The 19065-nt window shown below is 38.1% G+C and carries 20 protein-coding genes; 8 read left to right on the plus strand and 12 right to left on the minus strand.

What is annotated here, in order from left to right:
* On the plus strand, positions 1-888 hold the full coding sequence (locus ABIB40_RS00400) for a Ppx/GppA phosphatase family protein (RefSeq protein ID WP_354354820.1): 888 nt from the start codon (positions 1-3) through the stop codon (positions 886-888).
* Positions 889-899: 11 nt separating this feature from the next.
* On the opposite strand, the gene pgl is transcribed toward ABIB40_RS00400, so the two are convergent.
* The 8 genes from pgl to ABIB40_RS00440 form a co-directional block, all read right to left on the minus strand.
* On the minus strand, positions 900-1619 hold the full coding sequence (gene pgl, locus ABIB40_RS00405; protein ID WP_354354822.1) for a 6-phosphogluconolactonase: 720 nt from the start codon (positions 1617-1619) through the stop codon (positions 900-902).
* Between the two features lie 100 nt (positions 1620-1719).
* On the minus strand, positions 1720-3240 hold the full coding sequence (gene zwf, locus ABIB40_RS00410) for a glucose-6-phosphate dehydrogenase (protein WP_354354824.1): 1521 nt from the start codon (positions 3238-3240) through the stop codon (positions 1720-1722).
* A 39-nt stretch (positions 3241-3279) separates the two neighbouring features.
* A complete protein-coding gene (gene gnd, locus ABIB40_RS00415) occupies positions 3280-4698 on the minus strand; it encodes an NADP-dependent phosphogluconate dehydrogenase (RefSeq protein WP_354354826.1) in 1419 nt (472 codons plus the stop codon).
* A gap of 60 nt (positions 4699-4758) precedes the next feature.
* Entirely contained in the window at positions 4759-5517 is a 759-nt protein-coding gene (locus ABIB40_RS00420) for an ROK family protein (protein ID WP_354354828.1), read from the minus strand.
* A gap of 165 nt (positions 5518-5682) precedes the next feature.
* Positions 5683-6291, minus strand: a complete 609-nt coding sequence (bioD, locus tag ABIB40_RS00425; RefSeq protein WP_354354830.1) for a dethiobiotin synthase — start codon at positions 6289-6291, stop codon at positions 5683-5685.
* A complete protein-coding gene (locus ABIB40_RS00430) occupies positions 6284-7465 on the minus strand; it encodes an aminotransferase class I/II-fold pyridoxal phosphate-dependent enzyme (protein WP_354354832.1) in 1182 nt (393 codons plus the stop codon). Before ABIB40_RS00430 ends, bioD begins: the two co-directional genes overlap by 8 nt.
* Positions 7466-7535: 70 nt before the next feature.
* Positions 7536-7979 (minus strand): DUF4890 domain-containing protein, encoded by a 444-nt coding sequence (locus tag ABIB40_RS00435; RefSeq protein ID WP_354354834.1) that lies wholly within the window; start codon positions 7977-7979, stop codon positions 7536-7538.
* Between the two features lie 73 nt (positions 7980-8052).
* Positions 8053-8829 carry an XRE family transcriptional regulator gene (locus ABIB40_RS00440; RefSeq protein ID WP_354354836.1) on the minus strand — a complete coding sequence of 259 codons (777 nt, stop codon included), beginning with the start codon at positions 8827-8829 and terminating at the stop codon, positions 8053-8055.
* Between the two features lie 134 nt (positions 8830-8963).
* Here ABIB40_RS00440 and ABIB40_RS00445 point away from each other — a divergent pair, with 134 nt between their 5' ends.
* Positions 8964-9314, plus strand: coding sequence for a GIY-YIG nuclease family protein (locus tag ABIB40_RS00445; RefSeq protein WP_354354838.1), 351 nt, complete (start codon positions 8964-8966; stop codon positions 9312-9314).
* 210 nt (positions 9315-9524) lie between these two features.
* Here ABIB40_RS00445 and ABIB40_RS00450 read toward each other — a convergent pair whose 3' ends face one another.
* On the minus strand, positions 9525-10706 hold the full coding sequence (locus ABIB40_RS00450) for an acyl-CoA dehydrogenase family protein (RefSeq protein WP_354354840.1): 1182 nt from the start codon (positions 10704-10706) through the stop codon (positions 9525-9527).
* A gap of 94 nt (positions 10707-10800) precedes the next feature.
* On the opposite strand from ABIB40_RS00450, the gene ABIB40_RS00455 reads away from it, so the two are divergent.
* Together ABIB40_RS00455 and ABIB40_RS00460 are read left to right on the plus strand one after the other, a co-directional pair.
* Complete coding sequence (locus ABIB40_RS00455; RefSeq protein WP_354354842.1) at positions 10801-11208, plus strand: dihydroneopterin aldolase; 408 nt, start codon at positions 10801-10803, stop codon at positions 11206-11208.
* A gap of 2 nt (positions 11209-11210) precedes the next feature.
* Positions 11211-12620, plus strand: a complete 1410-nt coding sequence (locus ABIB40_RS00460) for an FAD-binding oxidoreductase (RefSeq protein WP_354354844.1) — start codon at positions 11211-11213, stop codon at positions 12618-12620.
* Positions 12621-12637: 17 nt separating this feature from the next.
* On the opposite strand, the gene ABIB40_RS00465 is transcribed toward ABIB40_RS00460, so the two are convergent.
* On the minus strand, positions 12638-13414 hold the full coding sequence (locus tag ABIB40_RS00465; protein WP_354354846.1) for an SAM hydrolase/SAM-dependent halogenase family protein: 777 nt from the start codon (positions 13412-13414) through the stop codon (positions 12638-12640).
* 103 nt (positions 13415-13517) lie between these two features.
* On the opposite strand from ABIB40_RS00465, the gene ABIB40_RS00470 reads away from it, so the two are divergent.
* From ABIB40_RS00470 to ABIB40_RS00485, 4 genes are all read left to right on the plus strand, one after another.
* Positions 13518-14477 (plus strand): PhoH family protein, encoded by a 960-nt coding sequence (locus ABIB40_RS00470; RefSeq protein ID WP_354354848.1) that lies wholly within the window; start codon positions 13518-13520, stop codon positions 14475-14477.
* Between the two features lie 345 nt (positions 14478-14822).
* The gene (locus ABIB40_RS00475; RefSeq protein WP_354354850.1) at positions 14823-15767 is read left to right on the plus strand and encodes a phosphoribosylaminoimidazolesuccinocarboxamide synthase; all 945 of its coding nucleotides are present in this window, start codon (positions 14823-14825) and stop codon (positions 15765-15767) included.
* Positions 15768-15806: 39 nt separating this feature from the next.
* Complete coding sequence (locus tag ABIB40_RS00480; RefSeq protein WP_354354852.1) at positions 15807-16184, plus strand: STAS domain-containing protein; 378 nt, start codon at positions 15807-15809, stop codon at positions 16182-16184.
* A 68-nt stretch (positions 16185-16252) separates the two neighbouring features.
* Complete coding sequence (locus ABIB40_RS00485; protein ID WP_354354854.1) at positions 16253-17158, plus strand: ribonuclease Z; 906 nt, start codon at positions 16253-16255, stop codon at positions 17156-17158.
* 19 nt (positions 17159-17177) lie between these two features.
* Here ABIB40_RS00485 and ABIB40_RS00490 read toward each other — a convergent pair whose 3' ends face one another.
* Positions 17178-18128, minus strand: coding sequence for an MlaD family protein (locus tag ABIB40_RS00490; RefSeq protein ID WP_354354856.1), 951 nt, complete (start codon positions 18126-18128; stop codon positions 17178-17180).
* A gap of 157 nt (positions 18129-18285) precedes the next feature.
* On the minus strand, positions 18286-19062 hold the full coding sequence (locus ABIB40_RS00495; protein WP_354354858.1) for an N-acetylmuramoyl-L-alanine amidase family protein: 777 nt from the start codon (positions 19060-19062) through the stop codon (positions 18286-18288).
* Positions 19063-19065 lie beyond the last annotated feature (3 nt).

A 19065-nucleotide genomic window follows, 5' to 3' on the forward strand; every position in this document is an offset into this window, starting at 1 on the left:
ATGACGAGATATGGAGCAATTGATGTTGGATCTAATGCGGTACGGTTATTAATTGCAGATATAGTAGATAATGGAAATGACTTAAAATACAAGAAGAATACTTTTATTAGAGTTCCTGTTCGTCTTGGTGAGGATTCTTTCGTTTATAAAAAAATATTAGACGGCAAGGCTACGGCATTGATAAAAACAATGGTGGCGTTTAAAAATTTGATGGACGTTTATCAGGTTTCTGATTATTTAGCATGTGCAACTTCTGCCATGAGGGAGGCAGAAAATGGTGAAGAGTTAATAAAGTCAATAGAAGAAATAAGCGGCATTAAGCTTGAAATAATAGGTGGTGAGCGAGAAGCAGATATTATATATGCCAATCACATAGAGCAAGAATTAGACCAGAACAAGCAATATTTATACATTGATGTTGGCGGTGGAAGTACAGAGCTCTCGGTTTTCGTTAATGGAAACTTTGGCGCCTCGAAATCTTTTGATATTGGAACCATTAGGCTGTTAGATGGTAACGTAAAAAAGGAGACTTGGGAACAAATGAAAAATTGGGTTGCCTACCATTGTAAAAACTTTAAACAATTAAATGCCATTGGCACTGGGGGTAACATTAACAAGCTTTTTAGGTTGAGTAACGGAAAGGAAAATAGCCCATTATCTGTAAAAAGGTTAACAGAAATTTACGATGAACTCAGTAGCCTTTCGCTTGAGCAGAGAATTGATAAAATGGGCTTAAATGCAGATAGGGCAGATGTAATTGTTCCGGCTGGAGAAATTTATTTAAAGTTGATGAATTGGGAAAAAATTAAAAAAATATATGTGCCGCAGGTCGGTCTTGCAGATGGTATTATAAAATTACTTATGGAAAAAAATAACCCGAGAACGTAGGTCTGATAGCTTTAGAGCAACGCTGCCGCTTCTTCATCCACAAACCACGTTAAATTGCCTATCGTTGGATCAATTAATTGCGCAGGAAATGTATTTGCATCTTTTTCCTGATCGGTAGTTACGTGTTTAAGTGCTGAAGCCTTGCCCTCGCCGAAAACCAAAAATGCAATATTTTCAGCTTCGTTAATTAGCGGTGCGGTAAAACTTATTCTGTAGGCATCTAATTTTTCTACAAAAACAGACGAAACATTAACCGTTTTATCTTTCACAAGCGATGTGTGCGGGAAAATCGAAGCGGTATGCCCGTCGTCTCCCATGCCCAATAAAATAAGGTCGAAAGTGATGTTGTTTCCATTGAAATGCTTGTCGAGCGATTTTTTATAGGCAACTGCTGCATCTTTTGGAGTTAACGCTGTGTCGACATAAAATATATGATCTGCTGCTGTGTCGAGCTTGTCGAACAAGTTCTTCTTAGCCATCCCTCCGTTATAGTCATTGCTGTCGGCAGAAACATTCCGCTCATCACCAAAGAAAAAATACACTTTATTCCAGTCTGTTTTATCTTTATATTCGGTTGATAAAAGCCTATATAATTCTTTCGGAGAATTGCCTCCAGTTAGCACAAAGTTAAAGGATCCTTTTTCTTCGATTGCTTGGTTTGCTATTTTTATGACGTAATCTGCAAGTGCTATATTAAGCACGTCGACAGACTTATAAATGAGTAAATTCATCTTCCAGTTATTTAAACGACGAATAATTTTCATCGTAATCTTAAAAAAAACAAACTCGGCCAATAAAAGGCCAAATTTGTTTAATTAATTCATTTCTACTTTATTTTTGTTCTTTTAAAGGTAGGTTGTACCAATGGAAACCATCTCGTGCAATCAGCGCCTCAGCTTCTTCAGGCCCCCAACTGTCTGCAGGGTAATTAGGAAAGTTTATAGACTGTTTGCTTTCCCAAGCGTTCAAAATTGGCATAACAAGTTCCCAAGCAGCCTCAACCTGATCACCTCGCATAAATAAGGTTTGATCGCCCATCATTACGTCAAGCAATAAGGTTTCATAAGCCTCTGGCGTATCTGTTTCGTAGGTTCCCTTGTAATCAAACACCATGTCTACAGGGTTTAACACCATATCTACACCTGGTCTTTTTGCTTGCATTTGCATGCGAATGCTCATTTCTGGTTGTATACTTATTATCAGGCGGTTTTGTTGCCAGTTTTCTGCCACGTCGGCGTCGAAAATTTGGTGCGGAACATCTCTAAATTGAATGGTAATTAAAGAAGACGTTTGATTTAATCGCTTTCCTGTCCTTAGATAAAAGGGTACGTTTTGCCATCTCCAATTGTCAATGTAAAATTTTATAGCGGCAAAAGTTTCTGTATTGGAGTGTTCATCCACACTAGTTTCGTGCCTATAACTAGGCACTTCTTTACCTTCAACCCAGCCTTTTCCATATTGTCCTCTAACAGCATTGAACCTTACGTTTTCTGCAGAAAATGGTCTAATTGCCTTTAAAACTTCCACTTTCCTATCACGAAGTTCATCAGCCTCAAATTTTATAGGTACTTCCATACCTACCAAACAAAGCAATTGCAACAAATGGTTCTGGATCATATCCCTAAGCGCACCAGCACCTTCGTAGTATCCTCCTCTATCTTCTACACCCAATTGTTCGGTTACAGAGATTTGAACATGGTCTATATAAGATCGATTCCACAAGGGCTCAAATAAAGCGTTAGCAAATCTAAATGCCATCATATTTTGCACTGTCTCCTTGCCAAGATAGTGGTCTATGCGATAAATCTGTTTTTCTGTAAAAATGCAACCAAGAAGTTTGTTTAACTCTTTTGCAGATTCTAAATTGTGCCCAAAAGGCTTTTCTACTACAATTCTACTGTTGTCCTCATCTTGGGTAAGCTTGTATTTGTGTAAATATTCAGCAGTCATCGAAAAGAATTTCGGGGCAACAGCAAGATAATAAATCACCTGTGTTTCTTTGCCAAATTCTTTTTGATATTTTTCTACCGCTGATTTTAAGGTCTCGAATGTTTTCGGTTTCGTAAAATCTGTTGGAGTGTAGTGGATGGTTTTCGCAAAATCATCCCATTTTTCCTTATCCACCTTGCCACTTCTAGAAAATTCATTCACGGCATCTTTTAATTCTTCTTTAAAGGTTTGATCTATAAATTCTGTTCTGCCAGTTCCAATAACCGCAAACTTTTTTGGCATATAGCCTTCTGTAAAGAGGTTGTAAAGAGCCGGAGCTAATTTTCTTTTATTTAAATCGCCTGTACCACCAAAAATTACAAATATGGTGGGATTTAAATTTAACGCAGTACTTGATTTCATTTTTAATATTTTTTGCAATAATACAAAAACTCGGTTAATCTACTTGCTTACCTTATTCCAATCTGCATGAAAAACACCTTCTTCATCATCTCTTTCAAAAGTATGCGCCCCAAAAAAATCTCTCTGAGCCTGAATTAGGTTCGAGGGCATTTCTCCAGTACTCAAGGTGTCGAAATAAGTAAGTGTGCTGGCAAATGCAGCCATGCCAATACCCGCTTGCAAACCTGTAACGATTGTCTTTCGGGCTGATGGAAGTTCTTTTTCGATTATTTTTTGAACCTTTTCGTTTAGGAACAGGTGTTCTAAGTTATGATCTTTCTCAAAAGCTTCATAAATGTCTTCTAAAAACGTAGCACGTATAATGCATCCACCTCTCCAAATTTTGGCAATATCTTGCATCTTCAAATTGTAGTCATATTCTCTAGAAGCTTGTACCAACAAATGCATGCCTTGTGCATACGCACTAATCATAGCAAAGTATAAGGCATTTTCTAAATCTTCTAAACTTAAAACAAGTTTATCTTTCGGTTTTGGAAACCGTTTGCTCAAGCTCACTCTCAGCTCTTTAAATTTAGAAAGATCTCTATTGGCTACTGCTTCATTTATGGTTGGTATTGGCAGTTGTATGTCCATAGACACTTGAGAAGTCCATTTTCCTGTGCCTTTTGCTTTTGCTTGATCCTTAATGTGGTCTACTAAATCTACTCCAGTTTTCTTGTCTTTGAAGAGAAAAATTTCGCCGGTAATTTCTATAAGAAAGGATTGTAGTTTGCCGTTATTCCAGTCGGTAAAGATTTTACTTATTTCATCATCTGATTTTTCAAGTCCATTTTTCAAAATGTCGTAGGTTTCGGCAATCAGTTCCATAATGGCGTATTCTATACCATTATGTACCATTTTTACAAAGTGGCCAGATGCGCCCGGACCCAAATAGGTTACGCAGGGCTCGCCCTTTACTTTAGCAGCAGTAGCTTCCAATATCTCTGCAACATCGTTGTATGCATTTCTATCTCCTCCAGGCATCATGCTTGGGCCAAACCTCGCGCCTTCCTCGCCACCAGATATACCCATTCCGAAGAAATGGAGGCCATCTTTGCTTAATTCTTTTACCCTTCTATTGGTATCGGTAAAATGAGAATTTCCGCTATCGATAATTAAATCGCCCTTACTCAAAAGTGGTTTCAATTCATCAATAACGCTGTCTACAATAGGCCCAGCGGGCACCAACATAACCAATATTCGAGGGCTACCTAGGCTATCTACGAATTTCTTTATATCTCCAAATCCTGTAAGATGATGGCCTTTGCCTTCTTCCTCGAGCTTGTCGATCATTTTTTGGTCCTTATCATACCCAGTAACAGAGAAGCCTTTATCGGCCATGTTTAACAATAGGTTCCTACCCATTGTACCTAAGCCAATCATTCCTAGCTTATACTTTTTTGATTTACTGTCTGACATTTTATTTTGTTTTTTTCTTAAAAAAGATTACTGGCGAAGAGAAACCTTTCTTGTTTTAGGCTAATGTTCTGGATCAAGGGTTTTAATTTGAAACTTATCGCTTTGTTGCCAAAGTTTTGCTCCGCCCTTTATGCCATCTCTGTTAGACACTAATTTTATGTTATCTTCTAATTTAAAGGTGATTTCTTTAGAGTTTCCACCGCCAATGTATAAAGCATCATAATTGAAAACTGTTTTATAAATTTTAATTATTTTTTGCAAACGCCTATTCCAACGTTCTTTGCCCTTTTTATTAAAGGCAACGTCGCCAATATAGTCGTCGTAATCTTTTCGTTTGTTTCTAGGGAAATGGGCAAGCTCTAAATGCGGAAGCAATTCACCATCGAATAATAATGCAGTACCGAAACCCGTGCCAACGGTAAAGACAATTTCAAAACCTTTGCCGGCTATTACGCCAAGGCCTTGTTGGTCGGCGTCATTAACCAGTCTAACAGATTTCTTTAATTTGTTGGCAACCATTTGTCCAAAAGGTACGTCCGTCCATTTCTCCTTTGCTAAATTGGGTGCTGTTTTTACAACACCATTTTTTACATAGCCAGGAAAACCAATGGAAACTCTGTTGTATGTTTTTTCAATTGGCTCAATAAGATCAAAAATAATCTCCAAAACTTCATCTGGTTTAGCTTCTGATGGGGTTTTACTCTTTATGTAATCAGATAGCATTTCTCCAGCTTCGCTTAACAATACAGCTTTTATACTGCTTCCGCCGATATCTATGGAGAGGATATTGTTTTTTCCTGCCTGCTTTTTGTCGTCCATGTGTACATTATTTGCCCCGCAAATTAGGCAATAGAATTGTGTTTACTTAAAAATGCTCACTAAATTTTTGCCCAATTTCTTAGTTATCAACATAAGGTAATCCTTAAGTAGATTGGTTTTTAATTACAAATCTTTTTGTATGACAAAAAAAATATATAGTATTTGTTAAAGACGGATAAGCTCGCCGCTTGTCACTATTGCTTGCTTATCTATATGGGTCATTCTAGGCACCACACCCAAAAGGCTTATTCCTGTGTAGTTTAGGATGTAGTTTTGGGTTTCTTCATTTTCTTTGCCATTAAAAATAATTCCCTTTACCGGAATGTTATATAGTTTAAGCATAGCAAGCGATAAAAGTGTATGATTAATGCTGCCGAGGTAATTTTCTGAAACCAAAATCATTTCCAGTTTTAGTTTTTTAATAAAATCGATGATTAAGTCATTATCATTAAGCGGAACCATAAGCCCACCCGCGCCTTCAACAATTAAGTGGTTCTGCGTTTCAGGAAGAACCATTTTGTCTATTTCAATGGAAATTCCATCAAGTCTGGCCGATAAATGTGGAGAGAGCGGTTGCGTTAATCGATACGATTCTGGATGAATAAAGGTTGTGTTGTTAGAGATAAGCGATGCGACTGCTTTGCTATCGCTCCGTTCTAAATCTCCAGATTGAATGGGTTTCCAATAATCGGCGTGTAGTTTTTCGGTTAAAATAGCACTGATTAATGTTTTACCAATGCCTGTGCCAATGCCCGATACAAAATATTTAGTCATTTAAGGTTGTCTTTAAATTCGATATGAGCGCTGTAATCTCTTCTTCAGTGTTAAATTGATGAATGCAAATCCTGATTCTTTCCTTCCCTGCCGGAACTGTGGGGCTCAAAATAGCCCTCGCATCGAAACCTTGTTTCTGTAAATAGGTTGCCACCGATTTGGCTGCATTATTTGTAGAGAAAAGTACGCCTTGAATGGTACTATTGCTTTCTAATATGGGTAGATTACATGCTCTTGCCAACTTTTGAAATACCGCAATATTTTGATTTAATTTTTTTGAAGATGTTTGCGAAAGGAGGAGGTAAGCGGCTTTAATGGCTGCCACATGATGCATTGGTGCAGCAGTTGTATAAATAAAAGACCGAGCAAAATTTATTAGATATTGCCTAAGTGTGTTGCTTCCCAAAACAATAGCGCCATGTGTTCCCATTGCTTTGCCAAAAGTAACTATTCTGGCAAATACTTTGTTTTCTAAATGTAACTCTGTAACCAATCCCGCTCCGTTTCTACCAAAAACTCCCGTGGCGTGTGCCTCATCAACTACTAAATTTGCAGTATATTTTTCGCAAAGCGATGATATTTCTAGCAAGGAGGCTAAATCGCCATCCATAGAATAAACACTTTCTACCACAACAAACACGCTGCCCTTAGCTATTTTTAGTTTTTTCTCTAAATCTGCTAAATCGTTATGCTTAAACTTAAATCGCTGCGCCAAACTCAACCGACAACCGTCTATTAAACTGGCGTGGTTTAATTCGTCGCTTATGATGGTGTCACCTCGTTGGGGTACGCTAGAGAGTAGGCCTGTGTTTGCATCATAGCCTGAGTTGAAAAATAATCCGGCAGGCGCCGAATGATAGTTGGCAATAAATTCTTCGGTTTCTTCGGTATACTTGGTGTTGCCACTAAGAAGGCGAGAGCCTCCAGATCCATTTGGATAATTTGGAAATTTACTCAGTTCAATTGCTGTGAGGTTTTTTAATTCCGCTGATTGGGCGAAGCCTAAGTAATCATTCGAACAGAAATCTACCAGTACTTTTGGTGCCAACACGCCACCGTTGCTGGTTATAACTTCTGGAATTTTTAACGCTCTCAATGTTCTTAACAATCCATCTTGCCGTCTTTTTTCAAGGCGTTCGTTCAGCAGATCATCGATTGCGGTTGGCGCGGTCATCGCTCAAAAATAGAAAAAGCATTCCTATATAGGAACGCTTTTCTTTTTTTTACCTAAAATGCTTTAAAATCTATTGGACTTGGGCCGGAGGGTTTGACACCATAGGGGCAGAGTGATCTTTATTTCCTTTTTTGTGCTTTCCTGCCATTTTATCTTTTCTTTCGGTCTTCATCTCTTTAAGTTTTGTTTGTTGATCACTTGTTAATACACCATACAATTCTTTGTTTGAGGCTTTATCCATTTTCTTAAACTGAGATTTTTTAGCTTCCTTATCGAGGTTTTGAGCCGTCAAATCTTTCGATTTATTAAATTTGCTTAACTCGAGTTGGTAGACCTTTGTCTTTTGGTCAGCAGTTAGCATCACCTTTTTATCTAATTTATCTGTTGCTTTTTGGGCACGCTGCTCTGCGGTATATTTCGCCTTTTTCTGCAACTTAGTATTGGTTGTAGTCTGGGCAAAAACTGCACCTAATCCCATTATCGTAAGGGCGGCTGTTAACATTAACTTTTTCATAGTTTCTATATTTTATTTTAGTCGATAGATGAAAAAAGCAGCAAATGGTTTAATATGCGCTTGTTAAAACATGTTAATTTTTATTTAACTGAGAAATAGATTTTTGCATTTGGGCCATCATCTGTGTTAGAGTCTCCATAGTTGGGTCTGGGGCTGGTTCTGGTAAAGAGGTAGAAATATAGGCTTTCGCTTTCCATATCTCTAAAATATCTTCGGCAGCAATTGCGTAGGGGTCATATATTTTATTGTCGGAGATTAATTTTAACTCTTTGGTTTCTTTAAACCTATTTCCTGCCCTTTTATAAACAACACCTTCGTTTTTGCTTATTACTATATAGGTCTCGCCTGTTTTCACGTCAGACCAATTGTCTAGATATTCGCCAATAATTACGCTGCCAGGCTGCACGGGTAACATGCTATCTCCCATAATCTCAAATGCACGGTAAGTACCCTGTCTTAAAGCCGCAATGGGCAACTGGAATTTGGGTAGATCGCTTATGTATTCTGGATCGGCATAACCATTTAAATAACCTGCACTAGCCTTTACAGGTACAAGCTCTATATTTTCTTTATCGTTGCTATCTACAGAAACACTTAATACCCTCAAATTAGAACCGGCGCTTTTTGGTTTCGGTTTCCAAGCATCACTCATCTTTTCATTGATGAATTCATCGATGGATAAATCAAAATATTCTGCTATTTTTTTTAGTAATTCATATTTTGGCTCTGCGCGGTCTTCTTCATAAGCGCCAATCAGCGAGCGCTTAATTTCCATTTCATCTGCGAAGCTTTGTTGCGTGTGGCCTTTTTTCTTCCTTAGGTACTTTAGATTGTTGGCGATATTCGACATAAAAATAAAATTTAAAATAAATTTGTTAATACTAAAATTATTAGTAATATTGTGCCAATAAAGTTAGCAATATTATTTTAAATACCAAGGTTGCTTACTAAATAGTTTAGTTAAAAATTTTAGCCGTTATTGTTATGAAAAAGTTTGTTTACATCGTTACCGACAGAAATCGCGCAAGCATGCACGTAGGCATGAGTTCTGATTTGACCAAAACATTGGATTTCTACAAACAGATGCCCAATTTATTTTTTGATAACGGCCAGCAATTAACTCGTTTGGTATATTTTGAAGAGTTTCGAACCGAAGCTCAGGCACTTGCTCGATTTAAAATTGTAAGTCATTTTACAAGAGTGCAGAAAGAGCGCTTGGTAAGAAGCTGCAATCCAGATTGGATAGATTTGACGGTCGGTTTAAAATTCGAAGATAGTATCACCAGCAAACAACAAAGCAGCCAGGTAAAGTTTTCTTTTAGCGGCTTGTCTTAAGGAAGCAGAGTTGGGGTGTCAGAATTCGAATACGTTCTATTTTTCTCCTAAATATGGAATCTATTATTTGTTAAGTGTTTAGATAGATAATTTATCGCGGAGATCATCAATCACGCCACACGAAAAAAACAGAAGGCTGGTCTAAAGTAATTTGTCTTTGCGAACTTTGTGCTCATCTTCTTGAACTTTGTAGTAAAAAAAATACTAGTTTTAACTAAATGCGTTCAAACCCGTTACATCCATTCCGGTAATAAGCAAATGTATGTCATGCGTTCCTTCGTAAGTAACTACAGATTCTAGGTTCATCATGTGACGCATAATTGGATATTCGCCTGTAATGCCCATGCCGCCCAACATTTGTCTTGCTTCTCTAGCAATGTTTAGTGCTGTTTCTACACTATTCCTTTTTGCCATGCTAATTTGCTCTGGCGTTGCGCGATTTTCGTTCTTTAACGCGCCCAACCGCCAAACGAGCAATTGGCCTTTGGTAATTTCGGTTATCATTTCTGCCAATTTCTTCTGTTGCAACTGAAATCCGCCGATGGGTTTCCCAAATTGTACTCGTTCTTTTGAATACCTTAATGCAGTGTCGTAACAATCCATTGCAGCACCGAGCGCTCCCCAAGCTATGCCGTACCTCGCCTGATTTAGGCAACTCAGCGGTCCTTTTAGCCCTTTTATGGTTGGAAATATATTTTCTTTAGGGATTTTTACATTATCGAAAACCAGTTCGCCTGTGGCAGAAGCGCGTAAACTCCATTTATTATGGGTTTCTGGTGTACTAAATCCCTCCATTCCTCTCTCTACGATTAGTCCACGTATTTTGCCTTCTTCATCTTTTGCCCACACAACGGCAATGTCTGCAAAAGGCGAATTGCTGATCCACATTTTAGCACCATTAAGTACATAATGGCTTCCCGCATCCTTAATGTTGGCGGTCATTCCGCTTGGGTTGGAGCCATGGTCTGGTTCCGTAAGACCGAAACAACCCATCATTTCGCCGCTCGCTAATTTTGGTAAGAATTTTTTACGCTGTTCTTCTGTTCCAAAAGTAAAAATAGGATACATTACCAAAGATCCTTGTACCGATGCCGTAGAACGTATGCCAGAATCTCCACGTTCTATTTCTTGCATTAAAATACCGTACGCAATGTAGTCTAAGCCCGCGCCTCCGTATTCTACCGGTATTGTGGGTCCAAAAGCACCAATTTCTGCAAGACCTTTTATCAAATGTTTTGGAAATTCTGCTCTTTGCGCATAGTCCTCTATAATTGGGCTCACTTCTTTCTTTACCCAATCTCTCGCACTTTCTCTAATGAGCTTATGTTCATCGGTTAACAGTTCGTCTACCACAAAATAATCTGGTGCTTCGTAAAGATCTTTCTTGCTCATAACGGGGTTTTATTGGGTCGAAATCAAAGTTAGCAAATTAACTTTATCCGCTTAAAAGTTTTATTTTTGTGATTTCAAGGCATAAAAAATTGCGATGAAAAATGCTTGTATTAGAAATATGAACGAAAGATTGTTAAATAATTGCCTTCAAACAGTTGCACTAAGAGATGTAAAGGTTTTTGCTTACCACGGCTACTATCCCGAAGAGCAAGTTTTGGGTTGTTATTTCGTTGTGGATTTAGAGGTTGATTTTCCTCCTCAGACTTTTGCCGATGAACTTTCGTCTACAGTTAATTACGAGGAGCTTAACACCATCATCCTTTCGGAGATGGCAAACATTCAAAAATTATTGGAAACTGTTCTAAATCGAATATTGACCAGGGTGATAAAAAAATACGCTTTTATTAGTACAGCCAGCGTGAGTATTAAAAAATTGAACCCTTTAATGCACGGACAACTTGGGCATTCTTTTGTTAGATTAAATTATTCATTAAAAAAATAGCTATGAGCTTTACTAAAATAGATGCTAGAATTTTAGAGAAAATCCGGCAAGCTATGGGAAAAGACTCGGTTTTTACTGATGCGGAAAGTTTAGAAAACTACAGCCATGATGAAACAGAAGACCTGCGTTACCAACCAGAAGTTGTTGTTAAGCCAAGTACTAGTGCAGAAATCTCGGCACTGCTAAAAATTTGTAACTCGCACAACATACCTGTTACTCCACGGGGAGCCGGAACCGGTTTAAGTGGCGCTGCACTGCCCATTTTTGGTGGGGTGTCTTTGTCGATGGAGAAGTTTATGAAAATTATAGAGGTAGATACAGAGAATTTGCAAGCAACTGTGGAACCGGGTGTAATTACAGAAGAATTTATCAATGCGGTTTCTGCCCATGGTTTACTTTATCCTGTAGACCCGAGCAGCAAGGGTTCTTGTTTTATAGGCGGCAACGTTGCCCACGGGTCTGGTGGCCCCAGGGTGGTAAAGTATGGAACGATTAGGGAGTACATTTTAAACTTAGAAGTGGTGCTGGCAACTGGCGAAATCTTATGGACCGGAGCGAACACCCTAAAATATGCATCTGGATATAATTTAACCCAATTGATGATAGGCTCTGAAGGAACCTTGGCGGTAATTACAAAAATTGTAACCAAATTGCTGCCAAAACCGCAAAATTCAGTCTTAATGATGGGTTCGTTCAATACCAATGAAGATGCATGCGCTGCAGTCTCGGCGATTTTTAAGGCAGGTTTAAATCCTTCTGCCCTAGAGTTTATGGAACGCAAGGGAGTAGAATGGGTTATCAAATTCGACGATATTAAATTTGATTTGAAAAGTGGGGTAGAGGCCTTGCTGATGATAGAATTTGATGGGAATGATTTGGACGAAATTTTTAAAGATTGCGAAAAAGCAAATCAAGTTTTAGAAAGTTTTAAATGTACCGAGGTCCTTTTTGCCGATACGGCTCAGCAAAAGGAAGAGCTTTGGCGCATGCGTAGAACTATGGCAGAGTCTGTTAAAGCAAATTCGGTTTATAAAGAGGAAGATACCGTAGTTCCTCGAGCTGCACTGCCAAAATTAATTAAAGGAATAAAAGAAACTGGTGCAAAGTATGGTTTCGAAAGTGTTTGTTACGGCCATGCTGGCGATGGAAATTTGCACGTTAACATTATTAAAGCAGGTATGAGCGATGAGGACTGGAAACATCGATTAAAACATGGTATTGCAGAAATATTTGAACTCACAACAAAGCTCGGTGGTACAATTTCTGGCGAGCACGGTATTGGCTTGGTACAAAAAGAATTTATGTCCATTAAATATTCTCCCGTACATTTAAATTTAATGCGCGGAATAAAATCAGTTTTTGATCCAAATGGGATATTAAATCCTGGTAAAATGATTCCAGATTATAATTAGATTTTATCGCTATTCGCTTAATGAAACTCTATCCTTAAAATATCGCCCAAATGCAAGCCTAACAAACCGCTTGCTTTACCCTTGTTTATAGCTATTTCTAGGTGATTGCTGATGCCGAAAAGGCAAAGTTTCTCGCCTTCGGGCACCTCATTGTAGTGCCAACTTAGCTGTGTAATTGTTTCGCTTTTCTTAAAATAAAGCGTAAAATCTCTGTTTTTCTGCAATCTGGTAAATAAATCTTTGGTTATGTTGCTAATTACATTGCAAAAGGTATCTATATACACCACGCTGCCCCTAATCATGTCTTTTTCAATTACAGGCTGCAACAAGGTTTTTTCCTCCATGTTAGAGATTGGTACTCCAATATCAATCAATTTTCCACCTTTAGCCAAATGTGTGGCTGCTTTCACAAAAATATCTACCAGCGGAAAATGCAGGTATTTTAAGTCTTGCAAAATATTCAACTCAACAATAAGCTCAGGTTCTCCATCAAAAAGCAAAGAAAAAATACCGTTATCAGCACCTACAAAATAATGGTCGTGGTGTTTTAGCGCAATATATTTGGTGTGTTGGCTGTACACAGAATCTATCCCGATAAGGTGTACCGTGTTTTTAGGAAAATAAACGTAGGCATTCTTTAATACAAAAGCCGCATAAGAAATATTAAAAGAAGGCACGTCGTGCGTAATATCTATAATGTTTGCTGTGGGCATATTTTTTAACAAACTTCCCTTCAGCGCACTTTGATAAAAATCTCTCGAGCCTAAATCTGTAGTTAAAGTAATTATACCCATTAAAAATTCATTAATTATCCTTATTCTTGTGTTAGTGCTTTAGCGGTTACAAATATTCAAATTTTAATTAATATAAGCCCTTAAACTTAGAAAATACTCCAACTTGACAGAAAAAAATCTCTCTTTAGAAAGCGTAAATGCAGCCCATTTCTGGGGTGTGAACAACGAACATTATGAAATGTTGAAAAATGCTTTTCCAAAACTTAAAATTGTTGCACGGGGAACCGATGTTAAGATTTTAGGCGACGATTTGGAACTGAAGCAATTTGAAGATAAGTTTAACCAGCTGGTTGCTCAGCTAGATCGCCACAATTCGTTAACTACCAATGACGTGGATGCGATTTTGTCTATCAGGGGTGCTCTCACAAAAACAACAGTAACCGAGGTGGCCAACGGTGGTGGTGGAGAAGTAATTGTGTTTGGTACTCATGGCCTGCTGATTAAAGCCCGTACGCCTAATCAGCGGAAAATGGTAGGCAGTATTTTAAAAAATGATATTTTGTTTGCGGTTGGGCCAGCGGGTACAGGAAAAACATACACCGCTGTAGCACTTGCTGTTAGGGCATTGAAAAACAAGGAGATAAAGCGTATTATTTTAACTAGGCCAGCCGTAGAAGCGGGAGAAAACCTTGGCTTTTTACCTGGAGATTTAAAAGAGAAAATAGATCCTTATTTGCGTCCATTATACGATGCATTGGATGACATGATTCCAGCCGAAAAACTTAAATTCTACTTAGAAAACAGAACCATCGAGATTGCGCCCCTAGCTTTTATGCGCGGTAGAACCTTAGATAATTGCTTCGTAATATTAGATGAAGCACAAAATGCCACCGATTTGCAACTAAAAATGTTTCTAACGCGTATGGGGCCGACGGCTAAGTTCATCGTAACCGGAGACGTAACTCAGGTAGATTTGCCAAAAAAGCAGATGTCTGGACTGTTTAATGCACTGCGCATATTAGAAAACATAAAAGGAATAGACATTATTTACCTTACTGGCGATGACGTAGTAAGGCATAAACTGGTAAAAGATATATTAAAGGCCTACGGCGATATTCAGTAACTGAAAGCTTGAAGACTAAAGCTGAGAGCTGAAAGACCAAAGCTGAAAGTCAAATTTAAATTTTTATTAGAAAAGCAAGGGCACCAACTTTTTTTAAGGGCTGTTCCCGCCATTTGCTCATACTGCACCGGCCTTAGCCACAAGGCCGGTATCCGCACTGTCGGGTTTAGGTACTTAGGTCAATAAAACAAACTAAAGTTGTATAACGCACAACAAATCCAAAAATTTGGCAATACAACAATAAAACAAGCCAACAGCTAAACTCTAACCCCCTAACCCCCTAAACAACTAAACAACTAAACTCTCCCTCAACTTCCCAACCTTTTTTGCTAATTTTGTCGTCTTATGAAAGCATTAAAAGAAACTCATTTCAGTTTTCCGAACCAGAGTAATTTTTATAAAGGAAAGGTTAGAGATGTATATACCATTAAAGAAGCTGTAATGGTTATGGTCGTTTCCGACCGAATATCAGCTTTCGACGTTGTGTTGCCCGAGGCTATTCCTTTTAAAGGGCAGGTACTAAATCAAATTGCCGCCAAATTTCTGAAAGCCACAGAAGACCTTGTGCCGAATTGGGTGTTAAATGTTTGCGATCCAATGGTAACCATTGGCCGTATTTGCGAACCATTTAAGGTAGAAATGGTTATTCGCGGCTATCTTGCTGGGCATGCTTGGAGAGAATACCAGGCAGGTAAACGAAGTATTTGTGGCGTGGCGTTGCCAAATGGTTTAAAAGAAAACGATAAGTTGCCAGAACCTATCATTACACCAACTACCAAAGCCTCTGTTGGGCACGATGAAGACATTAGCAGAGAAGACCTGCTTGCCACAGGTATTGTAAGTATTATAGACTATAACAAGCTAGAAACCTTTACCCACGCACTTTATAAAAGAGGTACGGAGATTGCGGCAAAAAGCGGATTGATTTTGGTGGATACCAAATACGAATTTGGGAAAGCAGACGGAACTATTTACCTGATAGATGAAATACATACACCAGATTCTTCTCGTTATTTTTATACCGAAGGATACGAAGAAAGACAACGTATAGACGAGCCACAAAAACAACTCTCCAAAGAGTTTGTCCGTAAATGGTTAATCGAAAACAACTTTCAAGGAAAGGACGGGCAAACCGTTCCAGTTATGACAGAAGAGGTAGTGAATTCAATATCAGACAGGTATATAGAGCTTTACGAACAGATTGTGGGCGAAAAATTTATAAAGGCAGATACAGAATCGACCAGTACTAGGATAGAAAAAAACATTTTGGCTGCTTTACAGACACTCTAAGTCAATTTAATTTTTTAAATTAGTAGAAAAAGAAGTAGGATGAAGTTTTCGGTAGATAAGCAAGAGAAATACGTAGTGCTAGAGCTGCAAGAGGAAAGGTTTACAAATGAGGTTGCGCCAGGATTAAAATCTGAGTTGTATATGCTAAACGCAGAAGGCTTTAAACATATCGTTTTGAATTTGGCAAGCGTAGCAGAATGTAAAGATGCACAAGATTTAAGCTCGTTATTGGTTGGAGACAGACTTTGTAAATCGTTAGGGGGTTTATTTGTTGTGGCCGGCGTAACTAGCGAGTTAGAATCTATTATCGCATTATCTAATATTTTTAATTCTATCGTTTTTGTTAATAACGTAGAAGAGGCCGTAGATTTTATTTTTATGGACGATTTGGAAAATGAGTTGAAAAGCGAAAATTAAGATTAAGAATTTATATAAAAGCCTCGTAGTTTTTATAAAACTACGAGGCTTTTTACATACCGTTTAGCATGAAATTTGAAGTTACCATATTAGGCAGTAATTCTGCAACACCTGTAATTAACAGAAACCCTTCTGGGCAATTGCTAAACTGTAATGATAAATACTATCTAATTGATTGTGGAGAAGGCACCCAGGTGCAAATGTTGCGTTTTAATCTAAAGGCTGCGCGTATCGACCATATTTTCATCACACATCTTCACGGCGATCATTATTTTGGGTTAATCGGCTTGCTTTCTACCCTTCATTTAAATGGCAGAATTAAGCCGATGCATATTTTTGGCCCTGTTGGGCTACAGGAAATATTAGAACTCCAATTTAAATACTCTGATACTAAGCTTCGGTATCCAATAGAGTTTCATTCTTGCAGTTCAGAAAAATCAGAACAGATTTTTGAGAATTCGGACCTTGTAGTAAAGACCATTATTTTAAACCATCGCATTCCCTGCACTGGCTTTCTATTTCAGCAAACCCCACGCCAACGGAAAATAATCAAGGATAAAATAGATGAAGTTCCTAATGCCTACTACTCTGCTTTGAAAAAAGGAAAAGATGTAGAGCTGCCGGATGGGAAAATTCTAAAGTCTGTAGACTTTACTATAGAGCCGGAGCCGGCTAGGTGCTACGCTTACTGTAGTGATACGTTGATGGATGAAAGGTATTTTTCTACAATTAACCATTGCGACACCTTGTACCATGAGGCAACTTTTTTGCATGAACTTGTAGATAGGGCTAACGAAACGCATCATACCACGGCGCAACAAGCAGGACAAGTTGCAAAAATAAACCATGTAAAAAAGCTACTAATTGGCCATTTTTCTTCTAGATACAAAACAATACAACCACTGTTAGAAGAAGCAAAGACGGTCTTCGATAATACAGAGTTAGCAGTTGAAGGAAAAACCTTTCAGTTGTAAAAAAAACCTATTGAATATTTTATTTTTCTCTTGAACCACCGCCGAACACTGAAAAATGTACGTAACGTTTCGGATTGGCTTTTAAATCTATCATTAAATTATCTAGGTTTTTAGAAGCACTATTCAAGTTATCGTACATTTTCGTGTCATTTAGCAATAGCCCTAAGCTACCCTTTCCGTCTTTAACACCCGAAATTACAGATTGCAAATCGGCAATGGCATTATTTGCATTATCTAACGTTTGCTTAAAATTAGCAGCTGCAAACTTATCTGTAACCGTATTGATATTGCTTAAAATATCTGATATTTTTTTGTTGTTATCATTCAAATTAGCAGTTATGCTCTCCACATTGGCAAAAATAGCTTGAATTTTTGATCCCTCAGACCCAACCAACTTGTCTACATTTTTAGATGTATTCTCTAAAGAAGCAAGTGTACCTGCAATGCTGCTAAAACTTTTATCAACGCTGTTTTGGAAATTTGGATTAAGGATAGAATTTACACTCGTTAAAATAGAATCCATTTTACCAATAATAAGCTCTGCTTTCTTTTGCACAGGCTCTACCTGGTCCATCAGTCCTTTTTCTACATTGGCATTCAAAACGTAACCGTCTTCAGCCATATCTTTCGAGTTACCCAATTCCATTACAATGGCCTTACTACCAAGTAGATCAGTTCCCTCTAAGCGTGCTGTGCTGTTTTTTGGAATCTCATACTTATCGTTAACACTCAATGTAGCAAGAATGGTTCCTCCAGGTTCTAGTTGCAATTTAGCAACCCTACCTATTTGAAAACCATTTATTAATATTGGTTTAGAAACAGTTAAACCATCTACGCGGGAATATCGCGCGTAAAGAGTAGTCTGGCTGCTAAATATAGAGTTTCCCTTTAAAAAATTGTACCCGATAATGAGTAGGGCTATTGCAAAGGCGGCAAGGATACCAACTTTTGTTTCATTTCTTATTTTCATGCTTAATTTGTTTGGGCATTTAAAAAGGTTAAATATCGTGTCTTTTTCGCGATTTTCAGTAGCTTTTATTCAGTAGATTTTTTTCTAACAAAATTCTACGGCGAAAGTTTTTTATTTATGCTCGCAAAGGTAAGATTTTATGGTTCTTTACGATAATTTATTTAACCTCTATATTTTTTTTATATAGTTTAATAGCGTCCACAATACAGCCAACAATCTCTTCCTGACCCTTACTAGAATTGATGTACTTTTCTTCTGTTGGATTAGATATAAAGCCAACTTCTGCCAACACGGCGGGCATACCACAGCGCTGTAAAACTAAAACCCCTTGCTCTTTTACGCCCCGGTCAGTTCTTTTGTAGTTGTTTACGTAATTGTTCTGAATAAGTCTTGCAAAACCTATGCTCTTATCTCGGAACGTGTTTTTTAATAGGGAAAGCATAATAAAACTAGCCGGGTCTGCAGGGTCGTAACCGCTGTAATTTTCTTTATAATTCTTTTCTAACTTAATATCTGCGTTTTCTCTAATGGCTGCATCTTGCTCTTGTAGTCTGTGCGAACCCGCAACCAAGGTTTCTACCCCATCTACATAAGATTTTCCTTTTGGCATTGAGTTACAGTGGATGGAAATAAAAAGATCGGCTTTTGCATTGTTTGCTATTTCTGCGCGTTTGTATAAATCTACATCCACATCTGTTGTTCGGGTGTAAATAATATGTATTTGCGGAAGCTGGCTTTTAATTTCGGCGCCTAACTTTAAGGCAATCTTTAGGGCCACGTCTTTTTCTGTAGAAATGGCTCCAGATGCACCTGGTTTCCTGCCACCGTGCCCTGCATCAATTACAATGGTCTTCAGCTCGTAACCTTGTGCCAAAATACGTGTTGTGCACAGCACCAACAGAACAACGAAAATAAAAAAGTGTTTAAAAGTCATATA

The organism is Pedobacter sp. UYP30, from assembly GCF_040547165.1.
In the GTDB taxonomy this organism is placed as follows: Bacteria; Bacteroidota; Bacteroidia; order Sphingobacteriales; family Sphingobacteriaceae; genus Pedobacter.